The organism is Pleionea litopenaei (assembly GCF_031198435.1).
In the GTDB taxonomy this organism is placed as follows: domain Bacteria; phylum Pseudomonadota; class Gammaproteobacteria; order Enterobacterales; family Kangiellaceae; genus Pleionea; species Pleionea litopenaei.
Window position 1 is genome coordinate 2,676,396 of record NZ_CP133548.1, and the last position, 19,733, is coordinate 2,696,128.

Here is a 19,733-nt window from a genome sequence, read left to right on the forward strand (position 1 = left end):
ATCGTTACGAACCTGAATTAAATCGTTCGAAGCGCTGCTTTGATTCTTTAACAGCATCTTCCCATTGCGATTGATCAATCACCGTAGCTTTCAACAATAGCACTAATTCACTCTTTACTGTTTTATCGCGTTGCTGTTTGAAAAGGTTACCAATGACCGGAATGCTACTAAGAACAGGGACACCGGAGTCTGTTTTCACAACTTGATTTTGCATCAAACCGCCAATCACGACGACTTGTCCGCTGCGCAATTTCACAATCGAGTCAGATTCACGAATACTACTTAATGCCAAGGGAAGTGATAAATCTTGATCGCCTATTTGAATCAGTTTTGTTTGGTCTTTCACCTCACTAACGGAAGGATGTACATGTAAAATAATTTCACCATTAGCACTAATTTGTGGCATGACATCGAGCGCTATTCCAGAGAAGAAGGGCGTCAAGGTCACGTCAGGTGTCGTTGTTGAATTTAATCCCGATGTCGTCGTTGTACTAATGTCGGTCACAAAGAACTCGTCAGTACCCACTTTAATAACCGCTTTTTGGTTGTTAATCGTAGAAATACGCGGACTGGATAAGACTTTGACGTCACCTTGTTGCTCAAGCAATTGTACCGTTGCGCTAAATGGGTTTGGATCGTTGGGATCCGTTTCGTACAATAAGTTAAACACACCATTGATCGGATTCGCCTCTGCGGCTGTATCTAAAACTTGGCCGAGTTGACCCAGTGCAATAATATTACCGGCACCATTGGTTTTGACTTGCGACCAGTCAACACCCGCCTGAAAATCATCGTTTAAACTGACTTCAAGAATTTTAGCTTCGAGAATTACCTGACGGCCGAGATTTGCTTGAGCGACACCTAAATACTCAGCAATTTGACGTTGCACCATCGGTCGAGCTTTAACTAAAACAATACCGGTTTGTGGGCTAACCATAACCATACTGTCTTGATCTTGGCTAGCAATGGCGTTTAGCGCTTTTTGAACTTCTTCCCATAGGTTAGTTTCGGAAGCCGTTTCTATCTTTGAAGAATTTACCGTAGCAACATTATTTTGACCACCTTGAGTCGACCCAGAGTTAGAGCCCGAGTTTTGCTGGCTTTGTCCTTTCGAATAAATTTGCCCTGAACTTACTTGGGTTTGTGACGTGCCTTGACGTTGCAAGTTAAGATAATCGAGCGGGTAGACTGCCGTTAGTAATTTTGATCCACCGACGTAATAGATTTTACCTTGTTGCTGAACATCAATATCATGCGTTCGCTCAAGTACCGCCAACACCTCTTCGATAGTTACATTTGATAACTGCAGAGTCACTGGTTCCGTTAGATTAGGATCGACCAAAATGTTAAGGTTAGTATCTTCAACTAAGCCCATTAGAAATAGATTCAAGGGTAACTTATCGGCTTTAACATCAAATCGTTTCGCCGCAACCGTTTTGCTTTCACCCAAAGTAACTTTGGGCATCAGTGACTCGAGGATTTGAGATTGATCTGGAGCAGGCGTGGTTGGCTTAGCTTTTTCTTGAAAAGCTTGATCGACAAATTTATCTTTGCTGGAATTTGAGTTAGTGCTTGTCGTTGAGCAGCTGCTTAAGCTCAACATTAAGACCGCAGGAGTTATCCAGTTTCGTAATTTCATAGACTCGTTTAACCTTGTGATTCAACACTTTTAATCGAAGGAACTAACGTTAAAATCTTATTTTTTCCTGATCGCGATAATGTGACAGTATTTCCATCGATTTTATTAACTCGATAACCATTGATTAAGTCACCCACTTTGACCGTTCTATGGTCTATCACTGCTTTAAGATGGCGACCTTGTTTTATGATTGCCATTAAATTATTTTTACTCTGTTTTTTTTCTGCTGGTTTAGCCACAGACACAGGTGATACGAAAGCATTCACATTAATCAATGGACGCGTCGGATCCTGCTGTTGCTCGGCAGCCATCACGTCGAAACAAAATAAAATTAAAAAACTAAGCGCCAATCCAATTTTTATCATAACTATAGGTATACACAATTAAGGTGATTTCTGCTTTGGGATAGTCGACAACTTGATATTCAATACTGTCCCAGTAAATTTTTAAGTTGAGCTTCTCAAGCGCTTGTAAACTCTCACTCAGTTCAAAGTAACCTCCCGATAATGTCACTGAAAAATCATGACGATAAAACTCCAATGCATTGGCGGCCTTTTCTTCCGACTTATCCAGTATTTTGACTCTGTGGCTAAAAGCTGATTTTACCGGAAGCTTCGTTAACGACTGTAGCGTCAATTTTTTACTGTTTAAAAAGAAACTTCTTAATAACTCTGGCATTTGACGCGGAGAAACAAGTTGAGCGTATTCGGCTAAATTTTGATCCAGTACCTGTTCTTGTTCACGCAGTGCAATAACACGACCACTTCGGGTTGACCTTGAGTGTCCAAGCAATTCTAAATTTCGTTGCTGAATACTACTGTCTAGATTTTGCCGCTCTTTCTTTATTTTCGAAATTTGCTGCTTCAACTCTTTTTGCTGTTCTTCAATTCCCCTGTACCAGGCAAGTTCGAAGACCAATACGCTAACCGCAGCAAAAAGCCCTAAGGCCATTAATCGATGTCGAGTTGGCAAGGCTAAATACTTTGCTTTAATCGGAGATAAGTTCGTATCACTCATGATGCACGATTACCCCACCTGAAAGCTGGAAATCATAGACTCTTTGATTGATTTCATTTTGTTTAATTTCAACGGATTGATATTCACGATTTAGAGTAGCGTGTTTCGCCATCACCGTGATCCAGTCGGATATGAGTTCTGGCTTAATGGTTTGGCCAGATAAAGTTAACGTATCCTTTTCAATTGAAATATGCGTTAACCAAATTTCTCTTTGATTATTTTTAGCTAAATCAACGAACAACCGACTGAACCCATCACTTGCAGAAATATCTGAGCTTTGAAAAGTTTGCAAAGCCATTGTTTTATTCTGAATATCGTATTCAAGTTGCGAAATCTGTTGGTCAATTCGAGCTTGATCAGGCCGACTCGCCATTAAACTTTCTATTTCTTTTAACTGAGCTTTCATTGGCTCTAACATGGCTCGTTCTTGCCGAACTTGATCTTTAAGCAACTGAGTATCAGACGCCATCATCCACCCAAGCGCACTATAAAGTAACAACAATGATACCGAGGCAATAATAAACTGTTCAAAGGTCAACGACTCTTTGCGCGGCTTAAACTCGTCTAAATAAAGATTAACTTGTTGCATTTGGTCTCTCTGTATTACCTAAACAACCACCGCAAACCGTCAGGTGTTTGCTCAACTTTTGCTCACTCAGCCCATCTGACAGTAAGCACAAATCAGCAAAGGTAAACACTTCAACTTTCAAACCTAAATTTGATTCCAATGAACTGACGATAGTCTCAGTACTTTTGCCAAGTTGCGGAACCACAACTTTGGTCACTGAGCGCTTCGCAATTTGACTTTCATAATAATCAAGCGTTCTTTGCACTTCGAGAAGCCACTGGTCATCACTGTCGGTTGCAGCGTTCGGTTGTGCGTCATCCAAATCTAGAAAAAGCTCTGGGTCATCATCCGGAAGGTAAACGTTGGGCAATGAACGGGTGAACACAAATTCATGACCTAAGAAACAGTTGATAGTTAGGCCGCTGGAAGACTCCGCAATAAACGCCAAGTTTTGTCCATCGGATAACTGCTCACTTAACAACTGGCCTAAGCTAAGCTCTTCAATACCGATGGTTTTCAACTCTAAGCCAGATTCTTTCGACAGTTCAATAATTTGCATGACCTCGTCGCGACGTGCGACCACAACAAACAAACGCTTTGGACCGGCTAGGCTCTCGGGGTAGTCAAACGAGGTGATCACCGCTTGTTCGAGCGACGTATCGATTAAATCTTTCACTTGCCACTGAATGGCTTGTGGCAATTCTTCATCAGGCACGGCTGGCTTTTCAATGGTGAGTAAACGATAGCTCGATGTCGGAAGTACCCAGTGCGCATCACGACCTTTACCATCGACCTGATTAATAATGCGTTTAAATTCCGTTTCGAGTGCTTCTTGAGAGAGTTCCTCAACCCCAGCAGCTGAGATTGTTGGAGCAGAGATGCTTGGCTCAAATAGACAATAGTCTAATCGGCCGTTATCCAGCTTTAAACTAATGCTCTGTTTGGATTTTTGAAGAAGATTTTTGAGCAAACTCACCACACACCCGCAATTTTCGAGAACTACATCACATTTTAATATATATTTGAGAAATTCAAAGCAAATTGTTGAAATTTCAGTCGATTTTTACTCTTTATACACTTTTATCGTCCACAACGAGAGCATTTCTTTCCTTGCTCAACTGAACTATAGTCTGGAGAGCATAAAAAGCACGAAAGCATAAGTAAATCATATTAAAAATGGGAATTTTGTCATGAGCTTCTCAATTCTAACGGCAATCGCCAAAAACCCTGCAGTCAAAAGCGCCTTAGTCCTGTTACTTGGTCTTTTTGGCTCACTTAGCCATGCGGAACAAAAAAGCGACTCACCGACTTGGACAGTCAATCAGCCGCCAGGGGATTCTCAGTGGGTTGATATTAACGTGAGCAGCGGTACTTGGATGAATATCGATGTATCTCCCGATGGCAAGACGTTGGTCTTTGACTTACTCGGCGATCTTTATTCAATGCCCATCGAAGGCGGAAGTCCGACAAAACTAACCTCAGGAATGGCTTGGGACATGCAACCGAAATTCAGTCCCGATGGCCAATACATTGCCTACACATCAGATGCCGGTGGTGGCGACAACCTGTGGGTTATGAATCGCAATGGCAAGAATGCCAAACAAATTACTAATGAACAATTTCGACTGCTTAACAATCCCGCTTGGTCTCCCGATGGTCAGTTTTTAGTCGCTCGAAAACACTTTACTTCTCGTCGCTCATTAGGAGCCGGAGAAATTTGGATGTACCACATCAGTGGTGGGAAGGGCGTTCAACTGACCAAGCGCCCTAACGATCAAAAAGATCTCGGAGAGCCGGTGTTCTCACCTGACGGTAAGAAGGTATTTTTCAGCCGAGATTCTACGCCTGGCAAAGTATTCGAATACAGCAAAAACTCGAACTCGCAAATTTATGAAATTTTCAGTGTTAATCGCCACAACGGAGACATCGAAAAAGAAGTGAGTGGACCTGGTGGCGCAGTACGTCCGGCACCTTCACCAGATGGTAAAAAGCTCGCCTTCGTACGCCGAATACGCAATCAATCCAGCTTATTCATCAAGGAGTTAGAGACGGGTAAAATCGCTCCGGTTTATCAACAGTTAGACCGCGATATGCAAGAAACATGGGCAATCCATGGCGTTTACCCGAATATCGCATGGTTGCCGGACAGTAACGATATTGTGTTTTGGGCAGGCGGAAAAATTAAACGCTTAAATACGCAAACTTTAGCGGTCAAAGACATTCCATTTCAGATAACTGATCGCCGCGAAATTCGCTCTGCTGTTCGCTTCGGAGTGAACGTCAGTCCGGAAGAGTTCGATGTAAAAATGCTGCGTTGGGTGCAAGTTTCGCCAACAGGAGATGAAGTGGTGTTTCAGGCACTCGGACACCTCTATCGAAAGTCTTTACCTGATGGAAAGCCATCCCGGCTTACCCGCCAGAACGACCACTTTGAGTTTTACCCCAGTTATTCACCTGACGGTCGATACATCGTATATACCACTTGGAATGATCAAAGCTTTGGCAGTGTTCGTAAAGTACGAGCAAGCGGTGGACGCGGTGAGGCATTAACTCAGCAACCCGGCCACTACATCGCCCCTTCATTTTCACCCAATGGCGAAAAGATAGCTTTCCAAAAACTACCCGGCAGCAACCTGCTAGGTACAAGTTATGGTGAACGAGAGGGCATTTACATCATGGATGACGATGGCGATGACATCACCTTTGTAAGTGGCACCGGCAGCCATCCTCATTTTGCCAATAGTAACGAACGTTTGTGGGTCACCGAGACAACACATCATGGTAAGGAAGCCAAGCAGTCATTGGTCGACATTAACTTGGACGGATTCGATAGGCAGGTTCGTCTATCAACACCTTGGGCTACTGAGTTTAAGGTGTCTCCGAATGGGCAATGGGTGGCATTTGTCGAACGTTATCAAGTGTATCTAGCCCCTTTTACAGAAACCGGACACAGTATTAATAGCGGCGCTAAAGGCAATGCCTTTCCTGTTCAAAGAGTCAGTACCTTCTCTGGCGAAAATTTAAGTTGGACGGCCAACAGCGACTCTTTGTACTGGTCTCAAGGTGCCAGTCTGTTTTCGGTGAAGAAAAATGCAGCAGGAGAATTTTCTGCGCCGACCATCACTGAGCTTAACTTCAAAGCCAGTACCGACGTTCCGCGCGGAAGTTATTTACTGTCTAACGCCCGAATCATCACAATGAAGAACGATCAAGTCATTGAAAATGGCGAAATAGTCATTGAGGGCAACCGTATTACAGCGATTGGTGAGACCGGTAGGCTTACCGTTCCTCGCGGTGCAAAGAGAATAAATTTAGCCGGAAAAACCATTATTCCTGGGCTGGTCGACGTGCACTGGCATGGCGCGCAGGGCAGAACGGAAATTATTCCTCAGCAAAACTGGGTTAACTACGCGTCGCTGGCCTTTGGGGTGACCACATTGCACGACCCTTCAAACGATACATCAACGATTTTTGCCGCAAGCGAATTGGCGAAAAAGGGGATGATCGTCAGCCCTCGAATTTTTTCGACAGGGACCATACTATACGGTGCCGAAGCCTCCATAATGGCGGAAGTTGATGCTCGCAAAGACGCTTTGGATCATTTGCAACGAATGAAGTCTGTTGGCGCGATCAGCGTAAAATCCTATAACCAGCCACGACGTGATCAACGTCAGCAAATTCTCGACGCTGCTCGGCAAACAGGCCTGATGGTCGTTCCAGAGGGAGGTTCATTACTTCAGCATAACTTAACCATGATTGTCGACGGCCATACTGGCATTGAGCACTCTTTTCCTACGGCAGAAATTTATGCCGATGTGGAGCAATTATGGTCACAAACTCAGGTTGGCTACACTCCGACCCTAGTGGTTGCGTACGGCGGCATTTGGGGCGAAAACTATTGGTATCAACATCAAGAGGTTTGGAAACACCCACTGTTATCCAAGTATGTGCCAAAGGATGTATTGTGGCCAAGAGCGATTCGCCGAACTCTCGCACCAGAAGAAGATTACAATCACGTTAATGTCGCCAAAGTCGCTGCGAAGCTTCAATCTTTAGGCGTTGGAGTCAATATGGGCGCACACGGACAACGCGAGGGACTTGGCTCTCATTGGGAGATCTGGATGTTCGCACAAGGTGGTATGACGCCATTGCAAGCGCTTAGAACAGCCACCATCGACAGTGCGCGCTATTTAGGTTTAGACAATGACCTCGGCTCGCTTGAACCAGGTAAACTGGCTGACTTGGTCATTCTCAATGCTAACCCACTAGAAAACATTCGCCAATCAGATCAAGTTGATCAGGTTATGCTAAATGGCCGACTGTATGACGTAGAAACTATGAATCAAGTCGGTAACCACCCCAAATTACGGAAGCCTTTCTATTTCGAGCGTTAAGCCATGAAAAACAACGACGTTATATATTGACGACCCTTCCATAGCGGCGATTGCTGAGCAATCGCCAATTTCTCTCGCTCAACTCAAATTGAACTATAGTTATAAGCACAGATACGAATATTCGCTTAACGCTTATTAGGTCTTCTATGCAACAGTTGTTTATGCCGGCGATTTTATTCATGAATCGCCTCAAATACTCCGGCAAATTTATTTTGGTGTCGGCCATTTTCTTAGTGCCTCTCATTGTGCTGGGTTATGGCTACTTGAGCCAAGTCTTAAATTCTATTGAACGCACCGAGAGAGAAAGTTTGGCACTGCAGTTATTTCCGAAGATTCACCAAGTCTATCGATCGACCCATCAGTTCACCTTAGAAACTATGATGGCGCAAAGAGACTTAAGTGAACAACAGTTAAACAAACGGAATCAGATTGCCGAAGACATTGACAAACAACTTGCCAGTTTAGAAAGCAGTGACAACGCTTTTGTAAAAAACCCGAAATTCATCGAGCAAGTCGGTTTAATCAAAAACGCCATTGAAGATGCTAAGAATCTCACGATGGATCCACGCTCACCCGCCACACAATGGTATTTAGCATTATCTAAGCCTCAAGCAGAAGTACTGCAGTTGTACCAAATATTATCCAATGAATCTGGCATCACCAACGATCCAGAATTGGCCACCTTTTATTTAGGTCAATGGCTCAGTAAAGACATTTATACTTACCAAGAACCTCTACTTCGTGCACAAACCGTAGGCTATTTTGGTTTAACCTCGGTACCCTTTGAGCAAAGCCTGTATGACGATATGTCAGCGTCTCTTGACCGATTTATCAACAACGCCGAGCAATTACAAAAGTACAATAACAATCAAAGTAATATTTCAGACAAACTTTCTTCACTGTCTCAAGCTCAACAGCAACTCAAAAATAGTTACGATGACAGCATCACATTTTTAGATGAAAACTTTTTCATCGCCGTTGACATAACGATCACAGCCAATGATTACTTAACTTTTTTCGAACAACAAGCGAAGCCTTTTGATCTGGCTATAGAACAAGGTCACTCACTATTGCAAAACCTACTCAATGAGCGCGTAGCACACGAAAATCAAGCGCTTATAACTTTACTGGTTATTGTTGCTATTTCGGTCGTATTTACTGCTTACTTATTCATAGGAATGTCATTTTCGATCGGCATGAGTATAGGCACGTTGATAAAAACGGCTGAGCGATTTGCCACCGGTGACTTAAACGCACGAGCAAATTTTGAAACCAATGATGAAATGAACTCTCTGAAAAAATCATTTAATTGGATGATTAAAAAAGTTGGGAATTTATTGATTACTTTAGAAAGTGCTTCCGATGAAGTTTCCAAACAAGCGCAAAAGGTTGAAGATATTGCGCAACAAACAGGAAGCGTTATTAGCGAACAACAATCCACCACAAAAGAAATCGTATCGGCGACTAATCAACTAATAACCTTTGTTAATGAAATTTCAGAAAATACTCAGGGTGTGCAAACAGCCGTCGATAACTCAAACCAACAAACCAGTACCAGTGTTGATATTATGCATCGAGCAAAGCAATCCAGTGATGCCTTAAGTGCTGAAATCAATAGCTCGGTGCAAGTGATCGATCGACTCGCTAAGCAAAGTGACAATATTGCGCAAGTACTCGATGTCATTAAAAACATCGCGGAACAAACCAATCTACTCGCCTTAAATGCTGCCATTGAAGCTGCCAGAGCCGGCGAACAAGGACGAGGATTTGCCGTGGTTGCCGATGAAGTCAGAACACTTGCGTCGCGAACACAAACCTCCACTCAAGAGATCGAACAAACCGTAGAATCATTACACAAAGGCGTCGGCGAAGCGGTTAATTCAATGACCTCTAGTCGAGAGAAAACCTTAGCGTCGGCACAAGAAGCCGAACAACTCCAACAAGCCATTACGCAAATTCAAGAAGCAGTGGATCAAATTTCTCGTCGCAATCAAGCCACTCGAAATACCAGCGAGCAACAACAACATTTGGCGAATCAAATTGACCAGTTATTGCAAAGCATTCAAAAAATTTCTGAATCGACCGCACATTATTCTAAACAGACCATTTCGGCAGGTGAAGAGATGACCAGTCTGGCAGCCAAAATGCGTTCAATGGTTGATGAGTTTCATCGAAATTAAAATAGAAACCATCAACGCTCTGAGTAATTGTATTAACCCCGAAAGCGGAAGGTCATCGTTTCAATTTGACTTGAGCGTGAAAACTCAGTAAAAAACCGTTTAATTTCAATGAAATGACACCTTTTAGGGATATTTAAATGTTAAGAGCAGCTCGCTACATAATTATTGGACTTCTATTTACTTTCGCAAAGATCAGCTACTCAGATGAGAAAGCGATGGTTTCTCAGTGGGTACCCTTTGAATTAAAAGGGAATCACATCTATATCCAAGTTGAAATAAATGGGGTGATGACAGAAGCCATTCTAGATACTGGTGCAAATAGAAGTGTTCTGAGCGGAAAAATTGCTGAAGAACTCAGTGTTAAACGCTCTCGGCAGTCGATTAAAGTACACGGTGTCACCGGGTCAAAAAAACGTTTTCTCAGTAAAGAAACAAGCGTCGCTTTGCCTAATGTATTTAAAAGCGATGTAAAGTTTGTGTTAATGCCGGACGACAGCACTTACCCACCCATCTTAGGTATGGATTTTCTTGGAGCACCGGTCATTCAAATTGACTACCCCAATTTACAACTACGCATCGCGTCTTCGAATGCATTTCGATATCCAGAAAAGTTGGCTATTCCATTGCAAGTTTCTGGATCAAGTATTTTCTTCAAATCGTCGATTGATGGTTTCGAGTTGAAGACGTTGTTAGATACTGGTAACGCGAGCCGAACATTTCTCACACATAATTTAATTAAGGATGCTTCTTGGTATTCGAAAGTTAAAGAATGGCCTAGTCAGTCGACCAACAACTCCGGATTACATGAAGAACATTTGACATACCAGCATGGTAAAACAAACAATTTTCAAATTGGACCATATAGCTTAGAAAATGTTGAGCTTCATCTTGTAAGTGATAATGATGTTAATACTAAAGATTATCTTGTAGTCGGTTATGACGTTCTAAAGCACTTTACCATTACAATAGACCGAGACAACAAAAATCTGTATTTAACTTTGCCGGAATAGAATTGTTAATCATCGGTTAACATTGCTCTCAGTGCATCCATATTGCGACGACCTTTTTGTTGTCGCTCTTCTTCACTTTGTGGTAATTGCTGTTCTTCCCAAATCATATCATCTTGTGGCATTTCAAATAAAAATCGACTTGGTTCCGAATCAACTAACTCACCATACTGCTTTCGCTGACGCGCGTAAGTCATGGTAAGTGTTTTTTGTGCTCGAGTAATTCCCACATACGCTAAACGCCGCTCTTCTTCGATATTGTCTTCTTCAATACTAGAACGATGAGGCAATAGTTCTTCTTCCATGCCAATCAAATAAACATGATTAAATTCCAATCCTTTTGAAGCATGCAGCGTCATCAATTGAACTTCATTTTGTTCTTCATCTTCTTCGTTTCGATCGAGCATTTCTCGTAACAACAGTTTATTTAATGCACGTGCTAATGGATTGTCATCATCCTCTTCAAGATTTTGGATTTCTCGATCGACCCATTCCAACAGTTGTTGAACATTACTCCAGCGAAACTCCGCCGCTTTGGTGCTACTTGATTGGTCATACAAATATCCATGATACCCAATGTAGGCAATCAATTCGTGTAACACCGCCATAACATCGCCACGCTTTACGCTATCTTCCGTTCGTGCGATCAGCTCAACGAAGCGTGTAATAGCCGCATAACCTTTAGTGTGTAGCTCTTCCTTTATGCCTTCTTCGAAACATGCTTCATACATACTGATATGACGCTGTTGTGCATACAAACCAAGCTTTTCTAATGTAGTGGGACCAATTTCACGTCGCGGTGTATTCACCACGCGTAAAAATGCATTGTCATCATCTTGATTAACGATCAAACGAAGGTAAGCCAAAATATCTTTGATTTCCGTGCGAGAAAAGAATGAAGTGCTGCCGCTGACCGTATAGGGAATTTGCTTGGTGACTAAAGCCCGCTCCATAAAGCGCGCTTGGTGGTTGCCACGGTATAAAATAGCGTAATCAGAATAGTCGGTTCCGTGCCGAAGTTTGTGTGCCAAAATTTCATTCGCAACACGCTCCGCTTCATGGTTTTCATTATCGGCCACAACGACACGAATCGGATCTCCGTATTGCTTATCAGACCAAATTGATTTTTCAAAAACATGAGGATTATTCGCAATAACTTGGTTAGCGGCTTTTAAAATACGACCGTACGAGCGATAGTTCTGTTCAAGTTTTACTACCTTTAGATTGGGATAGTCTTGTTGTAACAACGCTAAATTTTCAGGCTGAGCACCCCGCCAAGAATAAATAGATTGATCATCATCACCAACGACGGTGAACAATCCAAAGCGGCCGCAAAGCAGCTTAACTAATTCGTACTGGCAAGTATTAGTATCTTGATACTCATCGACCAAGAGGTATCGAATTTTGTGCTGCCACTTTTGTAATATGTCTGGGTTATCTTGAAACAAAACAACCGGGTATCGAATCAAGTCATCGAAATCAACGGCATTGTATGCCCGCATACTACGATCATAGAGTTCGTACAATTTTGCAGCCGCCAAATCATCTTGATTAGTCACTTGATTAACAATGTCTTGCGGTGACTTGAGTTCATTTTTCCATTGCGAGATTTTGTTTTGAAAGGCCATTAATTCGGTCTTGTCGGCATCAGCATTACGACCACAGAGATCCCGAATCAATCCCAAAGTGTCTTGGTCGTCAAAAATCGTAAAGTTAGCCTTGTAGCCAAGAGCCCTGTGTTCTTTACGGATAATATTTAAGCCCAGATTATGGAATGTGGAGACAGTTAGACCGCGCGTATTGCCTTTTCCGAGCAATTGGCTCACTCGTTCTTTCATTTCTCGGGCCGCTTTATTGGTAAAGGTAACCGCAGCGATTTGCGAGGGCTTATAACCCGCGTTACGAATCAAGTGCGCAATTTTGGTAGTAATCACGCTGGTTTTACCGGACCCAGCGCCTGCCAAAACCAGCAAAGGCGATTCTATGGTGTTAACGGCTTGTTGTTGGCGATCATTTAGCTGGTGAGCCACGGCAACTTACTCAATTTACAGGGGTACACCCTAAGATGAAAACTTGAATTACATTGATTCAAAAGAAAAAATGCCCCGTAAAACGGAGCATTTTCAAATCAAGATTGTAATTGAGCCGTGTAAAATTGCCAACGTTAGATTATTCTAAATTGACAATCCATCACAGGATCAACTGCGTAATGGTCCCTGCCAAAGCTCTTTGTGCAACCATTTGTTGGGATTAATCGTTAACCCACCAATACGACAACGCCATGAATCTTGCGCTTGCAACGACTCTTTGAAGACACTGACTTGGATTTTTGGCAACCAAGAGGCTAACTGAACGTTATACTTGCCAGGCGCGCCCGGGAACGGACGACTTTCGAACTCTTCCTTCATACCACACTCCATTTTTCTCGCTTCCTTCACCATGCTCCATCACGCTTTTGCCCAAAAACTACTTAAAATTTGTTCACAAAACCGCTGAAGACTTACCCATTAGGATATACCAAATGATGAATCTTTTCACTCTTTCAATTCTAATACCGCAATAAGAGATTGCCAGTAAATATTACTCATTAAAAGCTCGTTTTTGAGATGGATATCTTATATTGAGTTTATTTCACCCAGATGACATCCTTTTAAAAATCTAAATTTGCTGCATCATACGCTCAAACTTTCGATAACTAATCGCTTCAGAAACGTGTTGTCGGTCAACCTGCTCACAGCCTTCTAAATCAGCAATGGTTCGAGAAACACGCAAAATACGGTGATAGGCTCGAGCAGACAGTCCCAGTTTTTCCATCACCTGCAATACAAATTCACGAGCTGCCGGCTCAATCGCAAGCTGTTGATCTAACTCCGATGCCTGCAAGTCGCCATTCAGCTTGTACTGCCTTTGGTATTGCACCGCATGCGCCTGTTCAACACGAGAGCGCACTTCAGCGGTTGATTCCGATGCGCTATCCACTGGCGCAGTAAACTCTTTGCGCGTCATTAAAGGCACGTCTATGTGCAAGTCAATGCGGTCGAGAAACGGACCGGACAACTTAAGCAAATAGCGTCGTATTTGATCCGGTGAACAGCGACATTGCCCACGAGCGTTTCCAAAATGCCCACAAGGGCATGGGTTCATCGCAGCGATTAACTGGAAGCGGGCTGGGTATTCGGCTTGGCGTGCCGCTCGAGAAATAGTGACGGAGCCTGATTCAAGCGGTTCTCTAAGGACCTCCAGCACTTTACGATCAAATTCGGGGAGCTCATCGAGGAACAAGACGCCATTGTGCGCCAATGACACTTCGCCTGGCCTTGGGTTACTACCACCACCAATCAAAGCAACGGCCGATGCCGTATGATGCGGTACTCGAAACGGCCGAACTTTCCATTGCTTAGTTAATCGTCGTCGCCCACTGACCGATGCTATCGCAGCACAGTCTACAGCCTCTTCATCAGACAATTCGGGCATCAATCCCGATAACCGACTTGCCAACATGGTTTTTCCAGTTCCAGGAGGGCCAATAAACAATAAGTTGTGCTTACCGGCGGCGGCAATTTCTAAAGCTCGCTTCGCTGCATATTGTCCTTTGACATCAATAAGGTCAGGCGTCTTCTCAGTACTTTGTTCCGATTGAATCGGGTGATTTAAATCTAATCGCTTTTGTCCCACTAAGTGGGCAACAACATCGAGCAGTTGCTGAGCAATGAGTTGCTCAGCATCAACTAACGATGCCTCCGGCGCATTTTGCTCTGGCAACACTAAAATTCTTTGCGATCGCTTTGCTGCAAGCGCTGCTGGTAATATGCCGTGAATAGGCCGTAGCTCTCCAGATAACGCTAACTCACCAATAAACTCATAGTTGGCCAAGTGCTGCACGGGAAGCTGGCCACTCGCCGCTAAAATACCCAACGCAATCGGTAAGTCAAAACGGCAGCCATCTTTGGGTAAGTCCGCTGGTGCTAGATTGATCGTGATGCGCCGCGTAGGAAATTCAAAGTTTGAGTTAATCAGTGCACTGCGCACACGATCTTTACTCTCACGCACAGCCGCTTCTGGTAAGCCAACGATGCTGAGTGCTGGCAAACCATTTGAGATATGGGTTTCAATGGTCACTTGCGGCGCTTCAATGCCGACACCGGCGCGCGAAAATATATGAGAGAGGTTCATTGAGAGAGATTCATTCGTCCTTGAATGGTGTCTATTCCGTTGGATCCCAAGATATCATCTCGTGCTCTTGGGATCAGGCGCCATCGTCCCACTCCGCTGTAGTCGATGGCTTAAGTTGTTGTCGGTTAATCCTTAAGGATGATACTTAGCTAACAGCTGCTCACCCCAGCCAATCAGCTTTCCGTCTTCAAACACCACAGGTGTGGTTTCATCTCGAGTCGTTTGGCCATCTTCGTGCACTCGACGCGTACGATAATAAAGAACGATATAGGTTTTACCGTCTTTCTCAAAACCTTCGGTGTCATCGGCACCTCCCATAATTTCAGTGACGTCATTGATACTCGAACCAATGGATAACTGACTCAATAGGGCTACATTCTCTTGCTGTTTAATTTCCCAACCTGATTTGGTTTCAATTTCACCATCGTGAATCGCAATCACACAGCCCGACATGGTCACTGCTGCTACAGAGATGGATAACCAACGAAGAGAGTTCACTGCGATAGATTTCGATAGTTTGTTCATAGCGCTTATTACATCCTTAATTTAATCGAAGGGGACAGGTTACCAAAAAAACTGTTTATTTCTTTAAGCGATTAGTAACAAAACATATCGAAAAAATGGTTTCTCTCGCTACTAGGTTAAGCGACAATAGTCGACTAATACATCATTAACAGTTGTTGGATATGAAATATTGCGCCGTCATCGGGAACCCTATCGCCCATAGCCAATCACCGAAAATCCACCAGTCGTTTGCCAAGTCTCTATCGTTATCTTTGCAATACGATAAAATTCTAGCGACGTCTGATACCTTTGCAGAAGAAGTTAATGACTTTTTTGAGCAGGGCGGCAGCGGGTTAAACGTCACTTTACCTTTTAAGCAGCAAGCCTACGAACTTGCTGATAAAGTCACTGAACGAGCAGAGTTAGCACAATCAGTTAATACCTTATGGATGGAGCAAGGGCGTTTGATCGGTGATACAACCGACGGCGAGGGTTTAATCAATGACCTCAAGCGTATCGACTTTCCCTTTCGTAACTGCCAAGTTCTCGTGTTAGGAGCAGGCGGTGCTTGTCGATCAATTCTACCACCACTGCTTGAAAATCAATGCTCCATTGCACTGATCAACCGAACCAAAGCCAACGCTGATAAGTTAATTACACGTCTAAAGACGTTAGGCGAGTTGCACTATTTTTCGGAATCTTTTCAACCAAATCTAATCATCAATACCCTTTCTGAAAGTGGCGCAAATTACCTTCAACAATTTTTTCCGCAAGGACTAAAGGGTTGCGATGTTTATGACATCAGCTATGGAGAAAGGGCACAAGCGTTTTTGCAGCAAGCAAAGAAGATGCAAGCAAAAGATACTCGAGATGGTTGGGGTATGTTGGTCGAACAGGCGGCTTTGTCGTTCAAGCAATGGCATGGGCAATTACCCGATACTGAGCCGCTTGAAGCTGAGCATCCGCAAGAAATCTAAACTCGAACAAGAAGCGTTTTAACCTAGAACAAATCGACGTCACCTGTCGACATACTTTTTTGCGACACCGCTGAACGCAATGATTGAAGCTGCTCACGTTTTTCTTGTACGACGTTCGAAAGCGCAGTGACTCGAGCTTCAGGGTTAACGGATTCAGGCAGATGCTTCATTTGTTGGGTAAACGATTCCAGTATTTCTAGTCGACTGCGTAAGTGCGCCAAAATCTGCTGAATCATGTCTTCAAATTGGAGCGACTGCACACCCGAGTTAATATGACTTGATATTCGCTCGGCCAACTCGCGAACGCTTTCTGTTTTTTTCTCAGCATCACCCACCACACGATGAATATCATTAAACATGTCCGCAATTTCATCTTCATGCTGCTCGAGTGTTGTCATTTGGTCGGTGAATAGCCCACTGCTATTGTCCGTAATTTCTAACAAGGTTGATGAAATGGTTTGAATGTCACTGGCAATGTCACTGCTAAATTGGTGCGTACGTTGAGATAACGCGCGAACTTCATCGGCCACCACTGCAAATCCACGCCCCGCGTCTCCGGCTCTGGCCGCTTCAATGGCAGCATTTAAAGCTAATAAATTCGTTTGGTCAGTTATGCTGTTAATATCGCTCAAAAGGCTGTCGACGTGAGCCACGCGATCAGACATCTCGGCAAATTTCTTTTTCACTCGAGAACGAGAAAGGTGAAACGCCGAACACTCTTGAATTAAAGATTTGAATATTTCATGAAGCGCCACCGTACGCTCTTCGATTTCTGAATTCGCGTCTTTGGTCGGCTCAGCCAAAGCCATTAAGCTCTGAATCAACTCCATTAAGATTTCACGCTGTGAACTCGACGCAGATTGCATACCTGTAAATGATCCAGTCAATTCTGAGCTGGCATCTTCTAAAATACCCGCCGCTTGCGTCAATTCATTGTTCAATAAAATAAATTCAGCCTCGCCTAAACTGAGAATTTGATCAATCAAGGTTTCGTGATCCTTGAGTTCACTAGACGAGATGACGGGAGCAGTGTTTGCAGGTTCAACTGGTTGAGTTCTCGAGTCCCAAATAACCACCAGTATCAGGGCGAGGCAGCACGCGTAGGTCAGCCACGGCCATTGCAATAAGGCCGAAGCGAAAATGACGGCAGCGATGATGGTAAGTACTAGCGAGCGATGACGCATTATTTGAGAACTATTTTAACGAGCCCGCTAGTAAGTGTAGTTGATATTTTAAAGATGCAAATATTTGCCAACAATGCCTAAGCACTGGCTAGATAACGGTCTTTCAGTTTGACGTAATTATCGGCTGAGTATTTAAAAAAGGCGACTTCTTCTTCGGTGAGTGCGCGGATCTTTCTCGCTGGTGATCCTACCCAAAGGAATCCTCCTTCAAGCTCACGACCCGGAGGAACCACACTGTTGGCGCCAAGCACCACATTCGAATGAATGATCACATCGTCCATCACGACAGAGCCCATGCCTATTAAAACTTCGTTATGGATCTTACAGCCATGCAGCATTGCTTTGTGCCCGACCGTGACATCGTCACCAATCACCAACGAGTGACCGTCTGGGTTGTAATGACTGGCATGAGTAACGTGGCATACCGCACCGTCTTGAATACTACTTCGGGCACCAATTGAAATGGCATGAACATCACCACGCAACACCGCCATCGGCCAAATCGAGCTGTCATCACCAATTTCGACCTGTCCAACGACCAAAGCGGTCGGATCAACGAATACGCGTTGACCCAATTGTGGCTTCATAGTTTCAAAAGGACGTATGTTCATGCTTTATCCAGTCTTTAATGTCATTGCGCGATTTTAACGCGTTGTTGCAAAACAGCAAGCACAAAGCCTACCGCATTGTGACAAATTCTTCCGCTGATGTCGGGTGAATCGCCACTGTGTTATCTAAGTCGGCTTTGGTTGCACCCATTTTAACCGCCACCGCAAACCCTTGCAGGATTTCATCGGCACCCAAGCCTATCACATGCACCCCAACCACTTTTTCGTCCTCTCCGACGCAGACCAGTTTCATACGAGTGGGTTGTCGGTGTTGTGTTACAGCAGAGTACATGGCGGTGAAACTCGACTGATAGACCTTTACAGCATCGCCGTACTCTTCTCTAGCTTCGGGCTCAGAAAGCCCAACGGTTCCAATGGCAGGATGACTGAATACCACCGTCGGTACATTCGAATAATCTAATCGTTCATTCGGTTTATTATTGAACAGTCGTTCTGACAATCGTCGTCCAGCGGCCACGGCTACTGGAGTTAAAGCGATGCGTCCGGTGTTGTCACCAACGGCAAAGATGTTGGGTACGTTGGTATTCTGATATTCATCCGTTTGAATAAAGCCTTGCTCGTCGCAGGCGACTCCAGCGGCTGATAAGTTTAGGTTATCCGTCATCGGGGCTCGCCCAATTGCCCAAATCACCTCATCCACTGGGCCGACCTGACTACCATCATGCAACTCAACAACAATGCCTTGATCCGTTTCAATTAACCCAACGGGAGTGCTGTTATTATGCAAATGCAACCCCGACTCCAGCATGATTTCAACGAGGGTATCCGCCAGCATTGGATCAAATTGACGCAAAGGCTTTTCGTTTCGAACAATCAAATGCGTCTGACTGCCGAGTTCATTCAAAACACCGGCGATTTCGACAGCGATATAACCAGCTCCGATGACTGCAACTCGTTTCGGCTGCTCTGTGAACGCAAAAAAGCCATCTGAGTCAGTGCCCAACTCTGCACCTGGTAAATCGGGAATAACAGGCGTTCCACCCGTCGCCACCAGAATATGCTCAGCGGTGATCTGCTTACCGTTTACTTCAACGGTATGATCATCAACAAATTTTGCATAACCCGAAATGACTTGCACCCCATTTTTAGCAAGGACATTATCGTACGACTGATGAATTCTTTGAATATAGGCATCGCGATTCTTGACCAGCACATCCCAATTAAAGTCCCCTTGCTCTAAATTAAACCCATAATCGGGAGCATACTTAATTGCTTCAGCAATGTGCGCGCCAAACCACATCACCTTTTTGGGAACACAGCCCACATTGACGCAGGTGCCGCCCAATGCATTTGCTTCAACAATGGCGCATTTTTTTCCGTACATGGCCGCTCGATTAACCGACGCGATTCCGCCACTGCCACCACCGATCGCTAGATAGTCAAAGTCGTATATACTCAAAATAATTCCTATTAATGCTTGTGACTGCAAATTTAGCCCATAGTTTAGGGGATAATAGCAAA

At 44.0% G+C, this 19,733-nt stretch carries 16 protein-coding genes; 4 read left to right on the plus strand and 12 right to left on the minus strand.

The features are described 5' to 3' along the window. Positions 1-4 precede the first annotated feature (4 nt). The 5 genes from mshL to Q9312_RS12065 are packed head-to-tail and all read right to left on the minus strand — an operon-like array spanning position 5 to position 4,200. Entirely contained in the window at positions 5-1,639 is a 1,635-nt protein-coding gene (mshL, locus tag Q9312_RS12045) for a pilus (MSHA type) biogenesis protein MshL (RefSeq protein WP_309201101.1), read from the minus strand. Positions 1,640-1,647: 8 nt separating this feature from the next. Continuing rightward, entirely contained in the window at positions 1,648-2,004 is a 357-nt protein-coding gene (locus Q9312_RS12050; RefSeq protein WP_309201102.1) for a hypothetical protein, read from the minus strand. After that, a complete protein-coding gene (locus tag Q9312_RS12055) occupies positions 1,979-2,656 on the minus strand; it encodes a hypothetical protein (protein WP_309201103.1) in 678 nt (225 codons plus the stop codon). Before Q9312_RS12055 ends, Q9312_RS12050 begins: the two co-directional genes overlap by 26 nt. Next, positions 2,649-3,245, minus strand: coding sequence for a PilN domain-containing protein (locus Q9312_RS12060; protein WP_309201104.1), 597 nt, complete (start codon positions 3,243-3,245; stop codon positions 2,649-2,651). Before Q9312_RS12060 ends, Q9312_RS12055 begins: the two co-directional genes overlap by 8 nt. After that, complete coding sequence (locus tag Q9312_RS12065) at positions 3,232-4,200, minus strand: hypothetical protein (RefSeq protein ID WP_309201105.1); 969 nt, start codon at positions 4,198-4,200, stop codon at positions 3,232-3,234. The genes Q9312_RS12060 and Q9312_RS12065 overlap by 14 nt, the downstream gene beginning before the upstream one ends. 214 nt (positions 4,201-4,414) lie before the next feature. Here Q9312_RS12065 and Q9312_RS12070 point away from each other — a divergent pair, with 214 nt between their 5' ends. The 3 genes from Q9312_RS12070 (at position 4,415) to Q9312_RS12080 (ending at position 10,808) form a co-directional block, all read left to right on the plus strand. Further along, positions 4,415-7,618 (plus strand): amidohydrolase family protein, encoded by a 3,204-nt coding sequence (locus Q9312_RS12070; RefSeq protein WP_309201106.1) that lies wholly within the window; start codon positions 4,415-4,417, stop codon positions 7,616-7,618. Positions 7,619-7,797: 179 nt separating this feature from the next. Further along, positions 7,798-9,798, plus strand: coding sequence for a methyl-accepting chemotaxis protein (locus Q9312_RS12075; RefSeq protein WP_309201107.1), 2,001 nt, complete (start codon positions 7,798-7,800; stop codon positions 9,796-9,798). Between the two features lie 137 nt (positions 9,799-9,935). After that, the gene (locus tag Q9312_RS12080; RefSeq protein WP_309201108.1) at positions 9,936-10,808 is read left to right on the plus strand and encodes a retroviral-like aspartic protease family protein; all 873 of its coding nucleotides are present in this window, start codon (positions 9,936-9,938) and stop codon (positions 10,806-10,808) included. A 5-nt stretch (positions 10,809-10,813) separates the two neighbouring features. Here the strand turns inward: Q9312_RS12080 and rep are convergent, their stop codons facing one another. From rep to Q9312_RS12100, 4 genes are all read right to left on the minus strand, one after another. Beyond that, on the minus strand, positions 10,814-12,835 hold the full coding sequence (rep, locus tag Q9312_RS12085) for a DNA helicase Rep (protein ID WP_309201109.1): 2,022 nt from the start codon (positions 12,833-12,835) through the stop codon (positions 10,814-10,816). Between the two features lie 168 nt (positions 12,836-13,003). Next, positions 13,004-13,213, minus strand: coding sequence for a hypothetical protein (locus Q9312_RS12090; protein WP_309201110.1), 210 nt, complete (start codon positions 13,211-13,213; stop codon positions 13,004-13,006). Between the two features lie 250 nt (positions 13,214-13,463). Continuing rightward, the gene (locus Q9312_RS12095) at positions 13,464-14,978 is read right to left on the minus strand and encodes a YifB family Mg chelatase-like AAA ATPase (protein ID WP_309201111.1); all 1,515 of its coding nucleotides are present in this window, start codon (positions 14,976-14,978) and stop codon (positions 13,464-13,466) included. Between the two features lie 132 nt (positions 14,979-15,110). Beyond that, positions 15,111-15,503 (minus strand): DUF3192 domain-containing protein, encoded by a 393-nt coding sequence (locus tag Q9312_RS12100; RefSeq protein ID WP_309201112.1) that lies wholly within the window; start codon positions 15,501-15,503, stop codon positions 15,111-15,113. Positions 15,504-15,664: 161 nt separating this feature from the next. Here Q9312_RS12100 and aroE point away from each other — a divergent pair, with 161 nt between their 5' ends. After that, a complete protein-coding gene (gene aroE, locus Q9312_RS12105) occupies positions 15,665-16,459 on the plus strand; it encodes a shikimate dehydrogenase (protein WP_309201113.1) in 795 nt (264 codons plus the stop codon). A 23-nt stretch (positions 16,460-16,482) separates the two neighbouring features. Here the strand turns inward: aroE and Q9312_RS12110 are convergent, their stop codons facing one another. The 3 genes from Q9312_RS12110 to gorA all read right to left on the minus strand — a co-directional run bounded on the left by Q9312_RS12110 (position 16,483) and on the right by gorA (position 19,671). Further along, the gene (locus Q9312_RS12110) at positions 16,483-17,643 is read right to left on the minus strand and encodes a methyl-accepting chemotaxis protein (protein ID WP_309201114.1); all 1,161 of its coding nucleotides are present in this window, start codon (positions 17,641-17,643) and stop codon (positions 16,483-16,485) included. Positions 17,644-17,720: 77 nt separating this feature from the next. After that, entirely contained in the window at positions 17,721-18,254 is a 534-nt protein-coding gene (locus Q9312_RS12115) for a gamma carbonic anhydrase family protein (RefSeq protein WP_309201115.1), read from the minus strand. A 67-nt stretch (positions 18,255-18,321) separates the two neighbouring features. Beyond that, positions 18,322-19,671, minus strand: a complete 1,350-nt coding sequence (gene gorA, locus Q9312_RS12120; protein ID WP_309201116.1) for a glutathione-disulfide reductase — start codon at positions 19,669-19,671, stop codon at positions 18,322-18,324. Positions 19,672-19,733: the final 62 nt, after the last annotated feature.

Coding starts and splice junctions, on each gene's coding strand:
- mshL (WP_309201101.1), bottom strand. CDS start 1,639: ATGAAATTACGAAACTGGATAACTCCTGCGGTCTTAATGTTGAGCTTA.
- Q9312_RS12050 (WP_309201102.1), bottom strand. CDS start 2,004: ATGATAAAAATTGGATTGGCGCTTAGTTTTTTAATTTTATTTTGTTTC.
- Q9312_RS12055 (WP_309201103.1), bottom strand. CDS start 2,656: ATGAGTGATACGAACTTATCTCCGATTAAAGCAAAGTATTTAGCCTTG.
- Q9312_RS12060 (WP_309201104.1), bottom strand. CDS start 3,245: ATGCAACAAGTTAATCTTTATTTAGACGAGTTTAAGCCGCGCAAAGAG.
- Q9312_RS12070 (WP_309201106.1), top strand. CDS start 4,415: ATGAGCTTCTCAATTCTAACGGCAATCGCCAAAAACCCTGCAGTCAAA.
- Q9312_RS12075 (WP_309201107.1), top strand. CDS start 7,798: ATGAATCGCCTCAAATACTCCGGCAAATTTATTTTGGTGTCGGCCATT.
- Q9312_RS12080 (WP_309201108.1), top strand. CDS start 9,936: ATGTTAAGAGCAGCTCGCTACATAATTATTGGACTTCTATTTACTTTC.
- Q9312_RS12090 (WP_309201110.1), bottom strand. CDS start 13,213: ATGAAGGAAGAGTTCGAAAGTCGTCCGTTCCCGGGCGCGCCTGGCAAG.
- Q9312_RS12095 (WP_309201111.1), bottom strand. CDS start 14,978: ATGAACCTCTCTCATATATTTTCGCGCGCCGGTGTCGGCATTGAAGCG.
- Q9312_RS12100 (WP_309201112.1), bottom strand. CDS start 15,503: ATGAACAAACTATCGAAATCTATCGCAGTGAACTCTCTTCGTTGGTTA.
- aroE (WP_309201113.1), top strand. CDS start 15,665: ATGAAATATTGCGCCGTCATCGGGAACCCTATCGCCCATAGCCAATCA.
- Q9312_RS12110 (WP_309201114.1), bottom strand. CDS start 17,643: ATGCGTCATCGCTCGCTAGTACTTACCATCATCGCTGCCGTCATTTTC.
- Q9312_RS12115 (WP_309201115.1), bottom strand. CDS start 18,254: ATGAACATACGTCCTTTTGAAACTATGAAGCCACAATTGGGTCAACGC.